Origin of the sequence: Pseudomonas sp. SMSB3, from assembly GCF_052041965.1 — a bacterium.
In the GTDB taxonomy this organism is placed as follows: Bacteria; Pseudomonadota; Gammaproteobacteria; order Pseudomonadales; family Pseudomonadaceae; genus Aquipseudomonas.
The window spans coordinates 22,330-37,070 of the sequence record NZ_JBKGGV010000021.1; the positions used below are offsets into that span (position 1 = coordinate 22,330).

Sequence of the window (14,741 nt, forward strand, 5' to 3'; positions counted from 1 at the left end):
ATGGCAGTCGACAGCAGTAGCGGTGTCAACCTTAACGACGTGATCGCCAACTCCGGCGTCAAGTCAGGCTCGCAGAACAAGTCCTCGACCAACGCCGCCACCGGTGGCCAGGCGCTGGGCAAGGATGCGTTCCTGCAGTTGCTGGTCACCCAGATGCAACACCAGAACCCGCTGGATCCACAGGACAACAGCGAATTCGTCGCCCAGCTGGCGCAGTTCAGCAGCCTCGAAGGCATCACTTCGCTCAACCAGTCGGTCAGCGCCATTACCAGCGCCATGGCCTCGTCCCAGGCGCTGCAAGCCTCCTCTCTGGCCGGGCGCTCGGTGATCGTGCAGAACGACAAGGCCGTGGTCGACACCAGCAGCAGCTTCAATGCCCAGTTCGTGGTGCCGCAGAACACCTCCGAGGCGAAGATCACCATCACCGACAAGGACGGCAACACGGTCAAGACCATCGAGCTTGGCGAGCAGAAAGCCGGCTACGGCGATTTCATCTGGGACGGCACCAACGACAAGGGCGAGAAAGTCGACCCAGGCACCTACACCTTCACCGCCACCACCACCGTCGATGGCAAGGCCGTGCAGATGAACACCCTGCTGCCGGCCAAGGTCACCAGCGTAAGTTTCAACAGCACCGGCGAGATGGTGCTGAACCTGGCAGGGGTGGGCAAAGTGTCCCTGTCCGACGTCCAAACCATCGGTATCTAAGGCCGACAGAACGGCAACAAGGAGCAACAGCATGTCTTTCAATATCGGCCTTAGCGGTCTGTACGCAGCCAACAAGCAACTCGACGTCACCGGCAACAACATCGCCAACGTCAACACCACCGGCTTCAAGTCCTCGCGCGCCGAGTTCGCCGATGTCTACGCCGGCGCCAACCGCCTGGGCGTGGGCAAGAACCAGGTCGGTAACGGCGTGCGCCTGGCGGCGATCTCCCAGCAGTTCAGCCAGGGTGACGTCAACAACACCGGCAACGTGCTGGACATGGGCATCCAGGGCCAGGGCTTCTTCGTGCTCTCGGACAACGGTGCGCGCGTCTACACCCGTGCCGGCGCCTTCCAGAACAGCAAGGACAACTTCGTCGTCACCTCCGATGGCCTGCGCCTGCAGGGCTACGCTGCCGATGAAAACGGCAACATCAAGCGCGGCGTGCTGACTGACCTGAAGATCGACACCTCGTCGCTGGCGCCCAAGGCCACCAGCCTGATCGACCAGGGCATCAACCTCAATTCCGAAGCGACCATCATTCCCCTGCCAGGCGGTACGCCAGCCGGCCCGACCTTCGATCCGGCCGATGACACCACCTACACCAAGTCCTTCCCGACCAAGGTGTACGACAGCCAGGGCAACGAGCACACCATGGAGCAGTTCTACCGCAAGACCGGTACGAACCAGTGGACCATGTACACCCTGGTCGATGGCCGCAACCCCATGGACCCGACCAGCAGCGCGCCGCTGGAAGCGTCGATGACCTTCAACTCCGACGGCAGCGTGGCGTCGATGACCACCGACCCGACCAGCATCCCGCCAGGGGCCGGGCCAGGCGCCGAGTGGGCGGTGACCAACAATACCTTCACCCTCAAGGGCTGGATCCCGGCGGCCAAGGATGCAGCAGGCAACTGGGCATCCAACGGCTCGGCTGAAAACGCCGCCGGCATGCGCCTGTCGATGAACAGCACCAGCTCGTACAACACCGAGACTGCGCGCATGTCGCAGTCCCAGGACGGCTATGCCACCGGCATTCTGTCGAGCCTGTCGATCGACTCCACCGGGGTGCTGTTCGCAAGCTTCAGCAACCAGCAGTCGCGCGCCATCGGCCAGGTGGCCCTGGCCAGCTTCGCCAACGAGCAGGGCCTGCAACAGATCGGCGGCACACGCTGGACCGAAACCTACTCCTCGGGCATCCCCGGCATCGATTCGCCGAAGACCGGCACCCTGGGCAGCGTCGAATCCAACTCGTTGGAAGCGTCGAACGTCAATCTGACCCAGGAGCTGGTCGAGCTGATCAAGGCGCAGAGCAACTACCAGGCCAACGCCAAGACCATCTCGACGGAAAGCACCATCATGCAGACCATCATCCAGATGACCTGATGGCAGTGATGAAGACGCTCGGGTTCATGCTCCTGGCACTGCTCTGCCTGTGCCAGGCGCAGGCCGGCACCGCGCCCTGGTGGCGCTGGGAGAGCCAGGCCGATGGCCGGCTGGTATGTGCGCAGTGGTCGCCAGGGCAGGGCTGGAAGAAATTTGCCGGACCATTCAGCAATGGCGGCTGCCGAGAGCCTTGATTGCCGCTACCGGCAAGCGCGCGCCGGTTAACCGGCGCCAGCCCCCGAAGCCCCCTCGAAAAAGCCCGTATTCACGGGCTTTTTCACCAATTGACAAAGTTGGTTCAGAACTTGCTTTAGAGCCTGCACAGCAGCGGCGAGCGGCAAACGATCGTCAGTGCAGCGGAGGATGACTGTGGACAAGATGCTTTATGTGGCCATGACCGGCGCCAGCCAGAACGCGCTGGCGCAGAAGGCCCATGCCAACAACCTGGCGAACGTTTCCACCAACGGCTTTCAGCGTGACCTGGAACAGGCGCGCTCGATGCCGGTGTTCGGCGACAGCTTTCCGTCGCGGGCCTTTGCCATGACCGAACGCCCGGCCACCGACTTCAGCGAAGGGCCGATGGTCGAGACCGGGCGCGACTTGGACGTGGCCGTCACCGGCAAGGGCTTCATCGCCGTACAGGCACCCGACGGCAGCGAGGCCTACGTGCGTACTGGCAGCCTGAACATCGACGCCCTCGGCGTGCTGCGCGCCGGCAACGGCATGCCGGTGATCGGCAACGGTGGCCCGATCGCCATTCCGCCTGAGCAGAAAGTCGAAGTCGGCGCCGACGGCACCATCAGCATCCGTTCCATGGGCGAAGGCCCGCGGGTCATGGCCGAGGTCGACCGCATCAAGCTGGTCAATCCGGACATCAAGGGCCTGGACAAGGGCCTGGACGGGCTGATTCACACCCAGAGCGGCCAGCCGGCTGACGCTGACGTCAATGTCCGCGTGGTTTCGGGCTTTCTCGAGGGCAGCAACGTCAACGCCGTAGAGGAAATGACCTCGGTCCTGGCGCTGTCTCGCCAGTTCGAGCTGCACGTGAAAATGATGAACGCGGCCAAGGAAGGCGATGAAGCCATGGCGCGTGTTTTGCAAATCGGCTAACCAACATTGAACGGGTGCCGTAAAACAGGCGCACGAGGAGAATACTGATGCTTCCGGCTCTTTGGGTCGCTAAAACCGGCCTGTCCGCCCAGGACACCAACCTGACCGTCATTTCCAACAACCTGGCCAACGTCTCGACCACCGGCTTCAAGCGTGATCGTGCCGAGTTCGCCGACCTGCTGTATCAGATCAAGCGGCAACCTGGTGCCCAGTCGACCCAGGACAGCGAGCTGCCCTCGGGCCTGCAGGTCGGTACCGGTGTGCGCATCGTCGGCACCCAGAAGAACTTCCAGACCGGCAGCCTGCAGACCACCGAGAACCCCCTGGACATGGCGGTCAACGGCCGTGGCTTCTTCCAGGTGCTGCAGCCCGACGGCACCGTGTCGTACACCCGCGACGGCACCTTCCACCTGAACTCCGACGGCCAGATCGTCACTGCCCAGGGCTTCGCCCTGGAGCCTGCGGTGGTGGTGCCCAACGACGCCCAGACCTTCACCGTCGGCCAGGACGGCACGGTGTCGATCACCACCGCCGGCAACCCGGCTGCGCAGGTCATCGGCAACATTCAGACCGCCGACTTCATCAACCCGGCCGGCCTGCAGGCGATCGGAGACAACCTGTTCCTGGAAACCGCCGCCAGCGGCGCGCCGCAGGTGGGCACCCCGGGCCTGAACGGTTTCGGCACCACCTTGCAGCAGACCCTGGAAAACTCCAACGTCAGCACCGTTGAAGAGCTGGTGAACATGATCACCACCCAACGTGCCTACGAGATGAACTCCAAGGTCATTTCCGCCGCCGACAAGATGCTGTCGTTCGTCACCCAGCAGCTTTAATCCCGGCCGTCGCTAGCCATCGTGCAGGTCCGACTCCCGCTACACCGTGAGGTAAGTGTCATGAAACGTCTGTTGTCTGTGTGCGCCCTGGGGGGGGCGGTTGTGCTGGCTGGTTGCGTCGCACCGACGCCCAAGCCCAACGACCCGTACTATGCGCCGGTCCTGCCGCGCACCCCGCTGCCGGCTGCAGCCAACAACGGTTCGATCTACCAGGCCGGTTTCGAGCAGAGCCTGTACACCGACCGCAAGGCGTTCCGTGTGGGCGATATCATCACCATCACCCTCAACGAGCGCACCTCGGCGAGCAAGAACGCCGGGTCCCAGATCCAGAAGAACAGCAAGGCCAACCTGGGCCTGACCTCGCTGTTCGGGGCCACGCCGAACACCAACAACCCGTTCGGCGGAGGCGATCTGTCGCTTGAGGCTGGCTACAGCGGCGACCGCACCACCAAGGGCGACAGCAAGGCCACCCAGGGCAACACCCTGACCGGCTCGATCACCGTGACCGTGGCCGAAGTGCTGCCCAACGGCATCATCGCCGTGCGCGGCGAGAAGTGGATGACCCTCAATACCGGTGAAGAACTGGTGCGTATCGCCGGCCTGATCCGCGCCGACGACATCGCTACCGACAATACCGTGCCGTCGACCCGCGTGGCCGATGCGCGGATCACCTATTCGGGCACCGGTTCGTTCGCCGATGCCAGCCAGCCAGGCTGGTTGGACCGCTTCTTCATGAGCCCGCTGTGGCCCTTCTGAGTACGCATGAACATGTTCAACCTTAGGCAGCTGATTGCCGCGACCCTGCTGCTGTCCTGCGCGTTCGGTGCTCATGCCGAGCGCCTCAAGGATATCGCCAGCATATCCGGCGTGCGTACCAACCAGTTGATCGGCTACGGCCTGGTCGTGGGCCTCAACGGCACCGGGGACCAGACCACGCAGACCCCGTTCACCCTGCAGACCTTCAACAACATGCTCTCGCAGTTCGGCATCAAGGTGCCGCCAGGGTCAGGCAACGTGCAGCTGAAGAACGTCGCTGCGGTGTCGGTGCATGCCGACCTGCCGGCCTTCGCCAAACCGGGGCAGGTGGTCGACATCACCGTATCGTCGATCGGTAACTCCAAGAGCCTGCGCGGCGGCAGCCTGCTGATGACCCCGCTCAAGGGCATCGACGGCAACGTCTACGCCATCGCCCAGGGCAACCTGGTGGTCGGCGGTTTCGATGCCGAAGGCCGCGATGGCTCGAAGATCACCGTCAACGTACCGTCGGCCGGGCGCATCCCAGGCGGCGCCTCGGTCGAGCGCGCGGTGCCGAGCGGCTTCAACCAGGGCGACAGCCTGACCTTGAACCTCAACCGGCCGGACTTCACCACGGCCAAGCGCATCGTCGACAAGGTCAACGAACTGCTCGGCCCAGGCGTGGCCCAGGCCGTCGATGGCGGTTCGGTGCGCGTCAGCGCGCCCATGGACCCCAGCCAGCGGGTCGATTACCTGTCGATCCTGGAAAACCTGGAAATCGACCCCGGCCAGGCCGTGGCCAAGGTCATCATCAACTCGCGCACCGGCACCATCGTCATTGGCCAGAACGTCAAGGTATCGCCGGCGGCGGTGACCCACGGCAGCCTGACCGTGACCATCACCGAAGACCCGATCGTCAGCCAGCCAGGGCCGTTCTCCAACGGCCAGACCGCAGTGGTGCCACGCTCGCGCGTGAATGCCGAGCAGGAAGCCAAGCCGATGTTCAAGTTCGGCCCCGGCACCACCCTGGATGAGATCGTGCGTGCGGTGAATCAGGTCGGCGCAGCGCCCAGCGACCTGATGGCGATCCTCGAAGCCCTGAAGCAGGCCGGCGCCCTGCAAGCCGACCTGATCGTAATCTGAGGACGCGGCCGATGAATCCGAAAAGCCTGGTTTCCGGCGCTGCCGACAGCGGCGCCTACACCGACCTCAACCGCCTGAGCGCGCTCAAGCACGGCGATCGCGACAGCGAAGCCAACGTGCGCAAGGTGGCCCGCGAGTTCGAGTCGCTGTTCGTCAGCGAGATGCTCAAGGCCTCGCGCAAGGCCAGCGACGTGATGGCCGAAGACAATCCGATGAACAGCGATTCGGTCAAGCAGTACCGCGACATGTACGACCAGCAGCTGGCCGTGAGCATGTCCCGCGACGGCGGCGGTATCGGCTTGCAGGATGTGCTGGTGCGCCAACTGTCGAAGAACAAGAGCACGCCGCCCAATACCAGCCCGTTCCCGCGCATCGAAGGCAGTGCGCCAGCGCTGTGGGGCAACAAGGTCGCCGAACCTGTGCATGCCCAGGCCAGCGCCACCCGCAACGACGTCGCGGCGCTCAACGCCCGGCGCCTGGCGCTGCCCGGCAAGCTCACCGACCGTCTGTTGGCCGGGATCGTACCGTCGGCCAGCACGCCGGCCGCCAGCGCCAATAGCGCTGCGGTGCCTGCCCGCGAAGGACAGTCGGTGGCGCGCGCCATCGCGGTGCCGGATAACGGCCTGCGCATCACCGGCCGCGCCGTGGCGCAGCCGCCGCTGGCGCCACAGAAAGCCTTCGCCGGCAGCGACGAATTCGTCGCCACCATGCTGCCGATGGCCGAGCAGGCCGCCAAGCGCATTGGTATCGATCCGCGTTACCTGGTGGCCCAGGCTGCCCTGGAAACCGGTTGGGGCAAGTCAGTGATGCGCAACAGCGATGGCAGCAGCAGCCACAACCTGTTCGGCATCAAGGCCAGTGGCAACTGGCAGGGTGATTCGGCGCGGGCGATCACCAGCGAGTTTCGCGATGGGCAATTCGTCAAGGAGACGGCGGCGTTCCGTTCCTACGATTCGTACCAGGACAGCTTCCACGACCTGGTCAGCCTGCTGCAGAACAATTCGCGCTATCAAGATGCGGTGAAGTCGGCCGATAACCCAGAACAATTCGTGCGAGAGCTGCAAAAGGCCGGGTACGCCACCGACCCTAACTACGCCAGCAAGATCTCGCAGATCGCAAGACAGATGAAGTCGTACGAGAGCTACGCAATGCTCGGCACCACGACGCAACTTTAAGGGCATGCAACCATGGCGAGTCTGATCAACATTGGCCTGTCGGGACTGACCACCTCCCAGGCCGGCCTGCACACCACCGGCAATAACATCGCCAACAGCGAAGTGGCCGGTTATTCGCGTCAGCAGAATATCCAGCGCGCCAAGGGCTCGCTGCAGGAAGGCCAGGTGTTCATCGGCACCGGCACCACCCTGGGCGACGTGCGCCGGGTGTACAACGCCTTTCTTGACGCGCAGTTGCAGACCGCCACCTCGCTCAACAGCGACAGTACCGCCTACCTGGGCCAGGTCACGCCGCTGAACAACATGCTCTCGGACAGCAACACCGGCATCACCGGGGCGCTGAGCAACTTCTTCTCGTCGCTGCAAAGCGCCGCCAACAAGCCGACCGAGGATGCCTCGCGCCAGCTGCTGTTGAGCAACGCCCAGGCCCTGTCTGGCCGCTTCAACAGCCTGTCGGCGCAGTTCAAACAGCAGAACAACAACATCAACGGCAACCTCGGCACGATGACCTCGCGGATCAACGAGCTGACGTCCAGCATCGCTCAGTACAACGAGCAGATCAGCAAGGCCTCGGCCACCAGCGGCCAGCCCAACGAGCTGCTCGACCAGCGTGATGAAGCGGTGCGCCAGCTCAACGAGCTGGTTGGCGTGCAGACCGTCGAGCGCAATGGCAGCATCGATGTGTACCTGAAAAACGGCCAATCGCTGGTGCTGGGCAAGACCACCAACAAGATGAGTGCCGAGCCGAGCGCCAGCGACCCGACCCAGTTCGCGGTCAAGCTGCAGCGTGGCAGCACCACCATGGACGTCACCAACAGCATCAGCGGTGGCGAGATGGGCGGGCTGCTGCGCTATCGCAGCGAAACCCTGGCCCCGGCCATGAACGAGCTGGGCCGGATTGCCCTGGTGGTGTCGCAGCAGCTCAACTCGCAGTTGGGCCAGGGCATCGACAAGAATGGCGAATTCGGTGCCGCGCTGTTCGGCGACATCAACAGCGACAAGGCCATGTCGGCGCGCAGCACGCCCAAGGTCGGCAACGCCGGCAGCGCGGCGCTGAACGTGGTCATCCGCGACACCGGCAAGCTCAGTACCAGCGACTACCAGGTAACCTTCGTCGGCCCCGGCGCCGACAAGTACCAGGTCAAGAAGCTGCCTGACGGCACCGACATGGGCACCTTCAGCACCAATGACGATCCGGCGCCGGTGATCGACGGCTTCAGCATCGACCTGCGCGCCGGCACCGCCGCGGTAGGCGACAGCTTCAAGATCACCCCGACGCGCAACGCCTCCGCGGAAATCGACGTGGTGCTCACCGACGCCAAGCGCCTGGCCCTGGCCGCGCCGTTGACCGCAACCTCCGGCAGCGGCAACACCGGTACCGGGGTGATCAAGCAGCCGGTGCTGACCTCGGTGCTGGACATCGCCGACCCGGCCCAGCGCCTGGAATTGCAGACCGGCATCAAGTATTCGACCCCGGTACGCCTGGTATTCGGCAGCGAGACCACCACGCCGCAGACTTACGAAGCCTTCGATGCCAAGGGCAACAGCATCGGTACCGGCACGTTCGTTCCGGGGGAGAACAATACCCTCAAGCTCAACGTGCCGATGATCGACTCGGCCGGCAACCCGATCACCGACGCCAGTGGCAACCAGAAATCGTTCAGCTTCGAGATGGACGTGGCCGGCTCGCCCAAGCAGGGCGACAGCTTCAGCGTGGCACTGACCGGTGCCGGGTCTTCGGACAACCGTAATGCGCTGTCCCTGCAGGAGCTGCAGACCAAGCAGACCATGGACATCGGTTCGACCAAGGGCATCAGCATCACCGATGCCTACGGCAAGCTGGTCGAGGATGTCGGTGCCAAGGCCAAGCAGGGCCAGATGGACACCCAGGCCACCGGCGTGATCCTGACCCAGGCGAGCAACGCCCGAGATTCGGTGTCGGGTGTGTCGCTCGATGAAGAAGCCACCAACATCGTCAAGTACCAGCAGTACTACACCGCCTCGTCGCAGATCATCAAAACGGCGCAGGAAATCTTCAGCACCCTGATCGCCGCGCTTTAAGGAGTTCGACCATGCGTATTTCCACGGCCCAGTTCTATGCGTCCAGCACGGCTAACTACCAGCGCAACTACTCCAACCTGCTCAAGACCAATGACGAGGCGAGCTCGTTCGTACGCGTCAACACCGCCGCTGATGATCCGGTGGGCGCAGCGCGTCTGCTGCAGCTGGGCAATCAGGCCGACATGCTGGCGCAGTACAAGACCAATGCCACCAACATCACCAATTCGCTGAACCAGACCGAGACCACCCTCAACTCGATCAACACCATCCTCTCGCGGGTCAACGAGCTGGCACTCGAATCTGGTAACGCCGGCTACACCGACACCGAGCGCAAGGCCAAGGCGGCCGAGCTGGGCCAGTTGGAAGACCAGTTGCTGAGCCTGATGAACAGCCGTGACGAAAATGGCCAGTACCTGTTCGCCGGCTCCAAGACCGATACCGCGCCGTTCGTGCGTAACGCCGATGGCACCTACAGCTACCATGGCGACCAGACCGAACAGCAACTGCAGGTCGGCGACATGCTCAAGATGGCCGGCAACAGCAGTGGCTACAGCGTCTTCGAGCAGGCCCTGAACACCAGCCGTACGGAAACCCGCATGACCGCGCCTGCGGTGGACGACGGCCGGGTCAAACTGTCCAATGGCCAGGTATCGGGCAGCGTCAACTACAATGACCGCTTCCGAAGCGGCCAGCCTTACACCGTGACGATGCTCAGCAGCACCAAATTCAGCATCACCGACAGCCAAGGCAACGATGTGACTGCCGAAGCGACCCAGGGCGGCAACTTCGACCCCAATACCGCCGGCGGCTCGATGGTCACCTTCCGCGGTGTGGACCTGCGCCTGAACATCAACCTCAAGGACGGCGACAACGCCGACGCCGTGGTTGCCGGGCATTCGTTCACCCTGCAGAGCAAGCCCGACACCATCACCGCCACTCGCAGCCCAGGCAACCCCTCCAGCGCCCAGGTGTCGTCGATCGCCATCACCGATCCGGCCAAGTACCAGGCGATGTTCCCAGGGGGTGCCGCGGTCATCAAGTTCACCAGCGCCACCGACTTCGAGCTGTACGCGCAGCCGTTGAACGCCGACAGCCGGCCGGTGGCCAGCGGTACCATGGCCGGTAACGTCGCCTCTGCCGGTGGTGTGCAGTTCACCTTCTCCAGCACGCCGCCACAGCAGTCGGGCGACCAGTTCATGGTCAACGTCGACAACCACCAGACGCAGAACGTGCTCGACAGCGTGGCCAAGCTGCGCACCGCCTTGAGCCAGCCGATCGACGGTGACAACGCCGCCTACCAGCAGCTGCGCGCCGACCTGGACTCGGCCATCGCCAACATCCAGAGCGGGCAGGACACCCTGAGCCGCGCCGTCACCGACATCGGTGCACGGGGCAAGGCGCTGGAAATCCAGCAGAACACCAACGAGAGCCTGAGCATCGCCAACACCACGACCCAGTCGTCGATCCGCGACTCGGACCCGGCCGAGGTGATGATTCGCCTGACTCATCAAAAAGCCACGCTGGAAGCCTCGCAACAGGCATTCGCGCGGATCAGCCAGCTGAGCCTGTTCAACGTCCTCTGAGTGCGCCTGTAGCCGGCGGCTGCCCCTTGCCGGGCAGGCGCCGGCGCCTTGTTCCAATGTACCAGCGACTGTTCTGAATTCTCTGCGGGCAGTCACCTGTCGAGAGATTTCCTCGTGAGCCACGCCCCTTTAGTCAGCCTTGTCATTCCCGCCTGCAACCCGCAATTCTTCCGTGCCGCGCTGCTGGGTGCGTTGGCGCAGGACTACGACAACCTCGAGGTGATCGTCTGCGACGACAGCGCCGGGTCACAGATCGAGGCTGTGGTCGAGGAGCTGCGCGAGCTTTCGCGCCACCCGCTGACGTACCTGCGCAACCCGCAGCCGCTGGGCTTTGCTGGCAACCTGCAACAGGGCCTGGCGTATAGCCAGGGCGAATACATCAAGTACCTGTGCGATGATGACCGACTGCTGGCCGACTGCGTGTCGAGCCAGGTGCAGCTGTTCCAGGCGCGTGAGGACCTTAGCCTGGTCGCGGCCCGCCGGCAGCTTATCGATGCTGAAGATCACATCCTGCCGCAGCGCCTTGAAAGCAGCCCGGTGACCTTTGGCGTCACGCTGTTCAACGGCGACGACCTGCTGGATTTCTTCGAAACCCGCCAGCTCAATTTCATCGGTGGCCTGAGCAGCGTGCTGCTGCGCGCCGAGGATCTGCGCGAACTGCTGCCGGCCCTGGCGCCAGGCTTCGTCGCGCTGCTGGACTTGGTGCTGTTCGTCTGCCTGCTGCGCCGTGGCCACCTGGGCGTGACGGCTGGCGTGCACTGCATGGAGCGCGTGCACCCCGCGCAACTGCGCCGTCAGGCGCAGGTGCAAGCTGCAGCCGTGACCGAGGCACAGCACCTGCGCGAGATGTTCGCCGCTCGTGTCGCCGAGCGCGAGCCGTTTTCCGGTTGGGTGCGCGTGCAGTTCATCTACGGCGATGCCCGCGACCAACAGCGTCAGTGGGAAAACCTGTTCCTCATCCATACCTTGCGCTGCCTGCAGGCGATTCATGATTCACATGTCGGCAGCGACAGCGACAGCTTTGCCGAGCTGTACGGCAAGTGGCTGGCGTGCCGCCAGGACCCGCTGGTGCTGGCGCGGCTGATGCGCCTGAGCGAACACTGGCCACAGCGCCCGCGCATCGTGCCGGTGGTGCTCGATAGCCACGGCGATGCCCAGGCCCTGCAAATGACCCTGGACAGCATTGCCGCACAAGCCTACGGCGCCCACTCGACCTTGGTGTTGTCCAGCTCGCGCGTGCCGGCAGCGCTGCCGCACGGCGTGCACAGCCAGCCGTTGCAGCAAGACTGGGCCAGCCAACTGAACACCTTGATCGCCGAGCGCGACCCGGCCGATTGGGTCTACCTGCTGCGCGCGGGCGACCGGCTCAATGCCTTCAGCCTGATGCTGCTGGCCGAGCGCATCGTCTCGCGCCCGCAGATTGCCTGTTGCTACGGCGACGAGGGCGGCCTGCGCGAGGGCGAATCGGTGGAGCCGGTGTTCAAGCCGGACTTCAACCTTGATTTGCTGCGCGGTTATCCCTACACCGGGCGCATGCTGGCGTTCGCCTGTGAGGCGGTGCAGGCGCTGGACGGCTTCGCTGCCGGCTACCGCGAGCTGGCGCCCCATGATCTGCTCTGGCGACTGGTCGAACAGCGCGGCCCGCAGACCGTCGAGCACATTCCAGAAGTGCTGGGGCAAAGCAGCTTCGGCTATGCCGCGTGGTTATCCTCGCCTGCGGTGATTGCGGAAAACCCCAAGGTGCTGGCTGCTCATCTGCAGCGCCTGGGGGTGGACTACCGCTTGCAGAACAGCGGCGGGGCGATCAATCACGTGCGCTACCTGCACGCCGCACAACCCCTGGTTACCTTGGTGCTGAGCGCCAAGGACCAGCAGGCGGCGCTCGAGCGCTGCCTGGAAAGCGTGCTGCAACAGACTGCCTACGCCCATTACGAAGTGCTGATCGTCGACAACGCCAGTCAGCAAGCGGCCACCCATGCCTGGCTGGCTGCCCTCGAGCAACTGGGCGGCGACACGTTGCGCGTGCTCAGGCTCAGCGAAGACAGCAGTTTTGCCGCTGTGCAGAATCACGCTGCGCAACACGCGCGCGGTGACTACTTGCTCATGCTCAGCCCCTTCGCCGTGGTCACCGAGCCGGACTGGCTGGACGCCATGCTCAGCCATGGCCAGCGCCACGAAGTCGGCGCGGTGGGTGCCAAACTGTGCAACGCCGAGGGGCTGGTGGTGCATGCCGGTGGGGTGCTGGGGCTGCGCGGTGCGGTCGGCTCGCCCTTTGTCGGCGAGCCGATGGAAGCCGGCGGCTACATGCAGCGTTTGCAAGTTTCGCAGAACTATTCGGTGGTCGGTGCCGATTGTCTGTTGCTGCGCAAGCAGCTGTTCCTGGAGCTTGGCGGGCTGAACGATAGCGTCTACAGCCTGGCGTTCAGCGACGTCGACCTGGGCCTGCGTCTGGGCCAGGCCGGCTACCTGGTGGTGTGGGCCGCCGACGCCCGGGTGGTGATCGACCCGGTCGCCGCACCTGCGCTGGATCCTGAGCAGGAAGCCAAACGCCAAGTATGCCTGGCCGAACAGCACGAAGCCTTCCTGCGCACCTGGATGCCGGTGGTCGCGCGGGATCCGGCCTATAACATCAACCTGTCGCTGAACGGCTCGAGCTTCTGCCTCGACCCTGGCCTCAAAGCCGCCTGGACGCCGTTCATCAGCCGGCCGTTGCCGCATGTGCTGGCGCTGCCGATGAACAAGACTGCGGTCGGTCACTACCGCGTCATCCAGCCGGTCGAAGAGCTGGAGAAGGCCGGTTGGGTCACCCAGCAGCAGTACTTCGAAATCCCCACCAACGTCGAGCTGGAGCGCTGCTCGCCGGACGTGGCGGTTCTGCAAGGGCGTTACACCGAAGGCTTCGTCAAGGAAATCGAGCGCCTGAAGACCTTCTCCAAGGGTTTCTGCATCTACGAGCTGGACGATTACGTGATCGATGTGCCGAAAAAGAATGGCCACTTGAAGCACACGCCCAAGGACCTGCAACGCTCGCTGCGCCGCGGCATCGAGCGCTGCGACCGCCTGGTGGTGTCGACCCAGGCTCTGGCTGATGCGCTGCATGATACGCACAGCGATATTCGGGTCATGCCCAACATGCTGGCCGAGCCGCTATGGACCCAGCTGCGCAGTCAGCGTCGTACCTCGCGCAAGCCGCGCGTGGGTTGGGGTGGCGGCACCAGTCATACCGGTGACCTGGAGGTCATCGCCGAGGTGGTCAAGACCTTGGCGCACGAGGTCGAGTGGGTGTTCTTCGGCATGTGCCCGCCGGCGCTGCGTCCTTATATCAGCGAGTTCCATCCACCGGTGCCGCTGGAGCTGTACCCGGCCAAGTTGGCCAGCTTGAACCTGGACCTGGCTTTGGCGCCGCTGGAATATCACATCTTCAACGACTGCAAGAGCAACCTGCGCCTGCTCGAATACGGTGCCTGCGGCTACCCGGTGATCGTGACCGATACCCGCGCCTACGAAGGCTACCTGCCGTGCACGCGGATCAAGACCAACAGCACGGTCGAATGGCTGGAAGCGATCCGCATGCACTTGGCCGACGCTGACGAAAGCTACCGCCTGGGCGATCGTCTCAAGCAGGAGGTGCTGCGCGACTATGTGCTGCGTGAAGAACATGTTCAGCATTGGTACAGCGGTTGGATGCCGGGTTGAGATCGAGCGCCGCCTGCGCGGCGCATCGCGAGCTGCGCTCGCTCCTACGCATGGCGCGACAGCGCGCCTGTCACAGACGTCACTGCCCCGAGAAGACCGTAGGAGCGAGCGCAGCTCGCGATGCGCCGCGCAGGCGGCGCTCGATCTCACAGGCGCCCTAAAGCCCACGCCAAGCAAAAACCGCCACCTGGCGCGTTTCCTGCGAGCCCCGCGTGCTGCGTGAAACGCATGTGCAGCATTGGTACAGCGGTTGGATGCCGGGCTGAGATCGAGCGCCGCCCGCGCGGCGGATCGCGAGCTGCGCTCGCTCCTA

Annotated in this window: 11 protein-coding genes; all 11 read left to right on the forward strand. The window is 64.1% G+C overall.

Annotated features, from left to right (window positions below; genetic code table 11):
* Complete coding sequence (gene flgD, locus ACLEJW_RS22310) at positions 1 to 708, forward strand: flagellar hook assembly protein FlgD (RefSeq protein ID WP_440778269.1); 708 nt, start codon at positions 1 to 3, stop codon at positions 706 to 708.
* A 31-nt stretch (positions 709 to 739) separates the two neighbouring features.
* The gene (flgE, locus tag ACLEJW_RS22315; protein WP_145189458.1) at positions 740 to 2,092 is read left to right on the forward strand and encodes a flagellar hook protein FlgE; all 1,353 of its coding nucleotides are present in this window, start codon (positions 740 to 742) and stop codon (positions 2,090 to 2,092) included.
* Positions 2,093 to 2,100: 8 nt separating this feature from the next.
* Positions 2,101 to 2,286 carry a hypothetical protein gene (locus tag ACLEJW_RS22320; RefSeq protein ID WP_145189565.1) on the forward strand — a complete coding sequence of 62 codons (186 nt, stop codon included), beginning with the start codon at positions 2,101 to 2,103 and terminating at the stop codon, positions 2,284 to 2,286.
* A gap of 175 nt (positions 2,287 to 2,461) precedes the next feature.
* Complete coding sequence (flgF, locus tag ACLEJW_RS22325) at positions 2,462 to 3,202, forward strand: flagellar basal-body rod protein FlgF (protein ID WP_440778270.1); 741 nt, start codon at positions 2,462 to 2,464, stop codon at positions 3,200 to 3,202.
* A gap of 47 nt (positions 3,203 to 3,249) precedes the next feature.
* Complete coding sequence (gene flgG / locus ACLEJW_RS22330; protein ID WP_145189452.1) at positions 3,250 to 4,035, forward strand: flagellar basal-body rod protein FlgG; 786 nt, start codon at positions 3,250 to 3,252, stop codon at positions 4,033 to 4,035.
* A gap of 60 nt (positions 4,036 to 4,095) precedes the next feature.
* A complete protein-coding gene (flgH, locus tag ACLEJW_RS22335) occupies positions 4,096 to 4,791 on the forward strand; it encodes a flagellar basal body L-ring protein FlgH (RefSeq protein WP_145189449.1) in 696 nt (231 codons plus the stop codon).
* A gap of 12 nt (positions 4,792 to 4,803) precedes the next feature.
* Positions 4,804 to 5,913, forward strand: coding sequence for a flagellar basal body P-ring protein FlgI (locus ACLEJW_RS22340; protein WP_145189562.1), 1,110 nt, complete (start codon positions 4,804 to 4,806; stop codon positions 5,911 to 5,913).
* Between the two features lie 11 nt (positions 5,914 to 5,924).
* Positions 5,925 to 7,088 carry a flagellar assembly peptidoglycan hydrolase FlgJ gene (gene flgJ, locus ACLEJW_RS22345; RefSeq protein WP_313301720.1) on the forward strand — a complete coding sequence of 388 codons (1,164 nt, stop codon included), beginning with the start codon at positions 5,925 to 5,927 and terminating at the stop codon, positions 7,086 to 7,088.
* 12 nt (positions 7,089 to 7,100) lie between these two features.
* Positions 7,101 to 9,149: a flagellar hook-associated protein FlgK gene (gene flgK / locus ACLEJW_RS22350; protein WP_313301717.1), complete on the forward strand. Its 2,049-nt coding sequence runs from the start codon at positions 7,101 to 7,103 to the stop codon at positions 9,147 to 9,149.
* A gap of 11 nt (positions 9,150 to 9,160) precedes the next feature.
* On the forward strand, positions 9,161 to 10,732 hold the full coding sequence (locus ACLEJW_RS22355) for a flagellar hook-associated protein 3 (RefSeq protein ID WP_145189440.1): 1,572 nt from the start codon (positions 9,161 to 9,163) through the stop codon (positions 10,730 to 10,732).
* Between the two features lie 114 nt (positions 10,733 to 10,846).
* Positions 10,847 to 14,428 (forward strand): glycosyltransferase, encoded by a 3,582-nt coding sequence (locus ACLEJW_RS22360; RefSeq protein WP_440778271.1) that lies wholly within the window; start codon positions 10,847 to 10,849, stop codon positions 14,426 to 14,428.
* Positions 14,429 to 14,741 lie beyond the last annotated feature (313 nt).

What these genes read in the sequence shown, in the direction of transcription:
- ACLEJW_RS22320 (WP_145189565.1), top strand. Translation starts at nt 2,101, where the DNA reads ATGAAGACGCTCGGGTTCATGCTCCTGGCACTGCTCTGCCTGTGCCAG.
- flgE (WP_145189458.1), top strand. Translation starts at nt 740, where the DNA reads ATGTCTTTCAATATCGGCCTTAGCGGTCTGTACGCAGCCAACAAGCAA.
- flgD (WP_440778269.1), top strand. Translation starts at nt 1, where the DNA reads ATGGCAGTCGACAGCAGTAGCGGTGTCAACCTTAACGACGTGATCGCC.
- ACLEJW_RS22340 (WP_145189562.1), top strand. Translation starts at nt 4,804, where the DNA reads ATGTTCAACCTTAGGCAGCTGATTGCCGCGACCCTGCTGCTGTCCTGC.
- ACLEJW_RS22355 (WP_145189440.1), top strand. Translation starts at nt 9,161, where the DNA reads ATGCGTATTTCCACGGCCCAGTTCTATGCGTCCAGCACGGCTAACTAC.
- flgG (WP_145189452.1), top strand. Translation starts at nt 3,250, where the DNA reads ATGCTTCCGGCTCTTTGGGTCGCTAAAACCGGCCTGTCCGCCCAGGAC.
- flgH (WP_145189449.1), top strand. Translation starts at nt 4,096, where the DNA reads ATGAAACGTCTGTTGTCTGTGTGCGCCCTGGGGGGGGCGGTTGTGCTG.
- flgJ (WP_313301720.1), top strand. Translation starts at nt 5,925, where the DNA reads ATGAATCCGAAAAGCCTGGTTTCCGGCGCTGCCGACAGCGGCGCCTAC.
- flgK (WP_313301717.1), top strand. Translation starts at nt 7,101, where the DNA reads ATGGCGAGTCTGATCAACATTGGCCTGTCGGGACTGACCACCTCCCAG.